Source organism: Pseudomonas sp. BF-B-15 (assembly GCF_019946675.1).
Lineage (GTDB): Bacteria > Pseudomonadota > Gammaproteobacteria > Pseudomonadales > Pseudomonadaceae > Aquipseudomonas > Aquipseudomonas migulae.
In genome coordinates, this window is sequence record NZ_JAGYFZ010000195.1 from 1 (window position 1) to 3710 (window position 3710).

At 59.1% G+C, this 3710-nt stretch carries 4 protein-coding genes; 1 reads left to right on the forward strand and 3 read right to left on the reverse strand.

Going from position 1 to position 3710, the window contains the following annotated elements:
• Nucleotides 1-93: 93 nt before the first annotated feature.
• Nucleotides 94-1419 carry a tRNA 5-hydroxyuridine modification protein YegQ gene (gene yegQ, locus KGA97_RS29180; RefSeq protein WP_008033673.1) on the reverse strand — a complete coding sequence of 442 codons (1326 nt, stop codon included), beginning with the start codon at nt 1417-1419 and terminating at the stop codon, nt 94-96.
• 174 nt (nt 1420-1593) lie between these two features.
• Between yegQ and KGA97_RS29185 the strand changes: the two genes are divergently transcribed.
• Nucleotides 1594-2655 carry an AI-2E family transporter gene (locus tag KGA97_RS29185; RefSeq protein WP_008033675.1) on the forward strand — a complete coding sequence of 354 codons (1062 nt, stop codon included), beginning with the start codon at nt 1594-1596 and terminating at the stop codon, nt 2653-2655.
• Here KGA97_RS29185 and KGA97_RS29190 read toward each other — a convergent pair.
• Nucleotides 2652-2834 (reverse strand): hypothetical protein, encoded by a 183-nt coding sequence (locus KGA97_RS29190; RefSeq protein ID WP_008033676.1) that lies wholly within the window; start codon nt 2832-2834, stop codon nt 2652-2654. The genes KGA97_RS29185 and KGA97_RS29190 overlap by 4 nt on opposite strands.
• 112 nt (nt 2835-2946) lie before the next feature.
• Nucleotides 2947-3141 (reverse strand): hypothetical protein, encoded by a 195-nt coding sequence (locus KGA97_RS29195; protein ID WP_008033677.1) that lies wholly within the window; start codon nt 3139-3141, stop codon nt 2947-2949.
• Nucleotides 3142-3710 lie beyond the last annotated feature (569 nt).

Sequence of the window (3710 nt, forward strand, 5' to 3'; positions counted from 1 at the left end):
CGGTTCATTTGACAGACCGCGTCGCATGGATCGCCAGCAAGCCGGCTCCTACAGAGGTTGCGGTGTTTTGGGGATAGCGGTGTTGATCGAAGATCACATCTCGCGCACATCCCGCATCAACAACCCGAAGCGCAAATCCACCGCATCCGGAATCGGCAGGTACACGGTGTGCCCATCCCCCGGCGCCACATCGATGGGTTGGCCTTTGACGTTCTGCAACTGATGCAAATCGAAGTGGAAGTTGCCCTTGGGCGTCATCAGTTCCATGTGATCGCCCAGGCCAAAACGGTTCTTCACTTTGACTTCCGCCAGCCGGTCGCGCCGCTCGCCGGTCAATTCACCGACAAATTGCTGTCGCTCCGACACTGAGCTGCCGTTCTGATAATTCTGATATTCGTCATGCACGTGACGACGCAGAAAACCTTCGGTGTAACCGCGCTGGGCGAGGGATTCCAGATCGGTCATCAGGCCCCGGTCGAAGTCGCGACCGGCCACCGCATCGTCGATCGCCCGGCGGTAAACCTGAGTGGTGCGCGCGCAGTAAAAGTGAGATTTGGTCCGGCCTTCGATTTTCAGCGAATGCACGCCCATCTGCGTCAGGCGCTCGACGTGCTGCACGGCGCGCAGGTCCTTGGCGTTCATGATGTAGGTGCCGTGTTCGTCTTCGAAGGCCGGCATCAGTTCGTCGGGGCGGTTGGCTTCCTGCAACAGGAATACTTGATCGGTGGGCGCGCCGATCCCCAGCGTCGGTTCGGGCTGGAAGGTCTGCACGATGTCGCCGAGCAGATTTTCCGTGGCTTCTTGCGCCGAGTACTTCCAGCGACAGGCATTGGTGCAACTGCCCTGATTGGCATCGCGTTTGTTCATGTAGCCCGACAGCAGGCAGCGGCCGGAATAGGCCATGCACAACGCGCCGTGGACGAATACTTCCAGCTCCATGGCGGGCACTTGCTGGCGGATTTCGGCGATTTCTTCCAGGGACAGTTCCCGCGACAGGATGATCCGGCTCAAGCCTTGTTGTTGCCAGAACTCGACACTCGCCCAGTTGACCGTGTTGGCTTGCACCGACAGGTGGATCGGCATCTGCGGGAAGTGCCGACGCACCAGCATGATCAGGCCCGGATCGGACATGATCAGCGCGTCCGGTGCCATGGCAATCACCGGCTCCAGGTCCTTGAGGAAGGTTTTGAGTTTGGCGTTGTGCGGGGCGATGTTCACCACCACGTAAAAGCGCTTGCCCTGGGCCTGGGCCTCGCGAATGCCGAGCGCGAGGTTGGCGTGATCGAACTCGTTGTTGCGCACCCGCAGGCTGTAGCGAGGCTGACCGGCGTACACCGCGTCGGCGCCATAGGCGAAGGCATAACGCATGTTTTTCAGGGTGCCGGCGGGGGCGAGCAGCTCAGGTGTGAAAAGGGTCATGGGCGGGTCGATCGCAAAAGCCGGCGAGGATAATCGGCATGCCCGTGGCATTCATTGATCTGGATCTATGCTTGATGAACAAACGGATGGCACTCGCGCGAACCGTGGCGGACTAAGCATCAGGACGGCTCTTGGTACAAGGGCCTGTGCCCTGCGGACTGACATGGATCGGACATGAACGAAGAGAAGGTACAAGACAAATCACTGGTGATTTTGCTGGGGTTGGTGACCGCCGCGTTTATCTGGATTTTGCTGCCGTTCTACGGCGCGGTGTTCTGGGCGGTGATCCTCGGCATTCTCTTCGCGCCGTTGCAGCGGCGACTGCAACTGAAGTTCGGCTGGGAGCGCAACCTGACGTCAATGCTGACGTTGAGCATCTGCATGGTCATTGCGATCCTGCCGGTGATCATCCTCAGTATTCTGCTGGTCCAGGAAGGGGCGGCGCTTTACAAGAGCATCGAAAGCGGCGAGCTGGACATCGCGGGGTACATCACGCATTTCAAACACAGCCTGCCTCCGTACTTCCAGCACTTGCTCGATCGCGCCGGGATCGGTGAGCTGGAGGGGCTGCGGGAGAAAATCATCAAGAGTGCGGTGACGGGCAATGAGTTCATCGCCAACAAAGCCTTCAGTTTCGGTCAGGGTACGTTTGATTTCGTGGTGGGTTTTTTCATCATGCTGTACCTGTTGTTCTTCTTTTTGCGCGACGGAGCAGAACTGGCGCGCAAAGTGCGCGCCGCCGTGCCGCTGGAAGAACACCAGAAACGCCGTTTGCAGCTCAAGTTCAACCGCGTGGTGCGTGCCACGGTGAAGGGCAACCTTTTTGTGGCGATCACTCAAGGCGCATTGGGCGGTTTTATTTTCTGGTTTCTGGACATCCCGAGCTCGTTGCTCTGGGCGGTGTTGATGGCGTTTCTGTCGCTGTTGCCGGCGGTCGGCGCAGGGATTGTCTGGGCGCCGGTGGCCGCGTTTTTCCTGTTCAGCGGGGCGATCTGGCAGGGCGTGGTGCTGGGGCTGTTCGGGGTGTTCGTGATTGGCCTGGTGGACAACGTGCTGCGCCCGATCCTGGTGGGCAAGGACACGAAGATGCCGGACTATCTGATCCTCATCTCGACCCTCGGCGGCCTGGCGATTTTCGGGCTCAATGGCTTTGTCATCGGACCGTTGATCGCCGCGCTGTTTATGTCGAGCTGGGCGATTTTCATGGAAACCAAACCGCGGGTGCAGTTGCCTTAAGCGCTGAGTCGGCCGGCGTCGAAGCTCTGTGACAGTGCCTTGGCGGCGGTCAGCGATGGCAGCGGACCGCTGATTTGTTCACCGTCCTGGACCAGATACCAACAGGCGAGCAATCCCAGCTCTCTAAGCGAGGCGGGAACGGCGCTGCCAATAACGGACATGATTTGAACCTGGGACATAAGTACCTCCATCAATCTATGGAGCTACCTTACGGGTCTGCTGCGCGAACGAACAATCATCGCTTTCGATAGTCGACATTGACGGCAGCGGGTGCAAACGACCGTCTGTCGGTCAGTCGACCACCAGGTCCAGCATGTGGACCACTTCCTGTTCGTTGAGCAGGCCTTTTCGCACCAGGTTTTCGGCCAGTAGCGAAAGAAATTTGGCGCTGCGATGACCTTCCAGGTGCTTGAGTTCGGTCAGGGCGTTGTAGACCTTGCTGGAGGTGCACAAACCGAGGTTACGGTGCGGGTTTTGTGTGGGCATGTGGTCGTCCTTGTTGTTATCAACCTGTTGTTGGCGGACAGGTCCGAGCTTGCGGACCTGACATGACATAAATATGACCGTGTTTCCCCAAGGTGGGGGTGAGGGTGGGTGAGTCAATCTTGCCAACTTAAACCGTCAGCACTGTCCCGATAGCGACCTTGATGCGATTTATCCAGACTTTTGCCGACGGGTGGGGCCTTAAAACTGCTGTTCGAGTGTGATGTTGAGGAGGTTTTTGGGATTGGGTGGGGGTATATCCGTTGCTGCGGTGATGGCGGCTATTGGTTTCGCCCTTACGGCGAGTCACTTTCGAAAAGCCTGCGCGGCCCGGCGGAAAGTAACCAAAGCGCTTTTGCCCCTTTCGTTCGGTGCCTCGCTATGGCTCGGCATGCCCTCGCTCCGGTCCTGCTCCGTGGGCCCGCCGCCATCGGCCATCCCTGGCCGGGGGCGGCTAACCCGGCATCCATGCCGGGTTGCCCACTGCGCAGAACCTCCACTCGGCCTCTCGAGGGGGCGACTACCGCCACAGCCGCCGAGGCGGCCTGAAAGCCGACCTGGCTCTTTGGTGC

What these genes read in the sequence shown, in the direction of transcription:
- yegQ (WP_008033673.1), bottom strand. Translation starts at nt 1,419, where the DNA reads ATGACCCTTTTCACACCTGAGCTGCTCGCCCCCGCCGGCACCCTGAAA.
- KGA97_RS29185 (WP_008033675.1), top strand. Translation starts at nt 1,594, where the DNA reads ATGAACGAAGAGAAGGTACAAGACAAATCACTGGTGATTTTGCTGGGG.
- KGA97_RS29190 (WP_008033676.1), bottom strand. Translation starts at nt 2,834, where the DNA reads ATGTCCCAGGTTCAAATCATGTCCGTTATTGGCAGCGCCGTTCCCGCC.
- KGA97_RS29195 (WP_008033677.1), bottom strand. Translation starts at nt 3,141, where the DNA reads ATGCCCACACAAAACCCGCACCGTAACCTCGGTTTGTGCACCTCCAGC.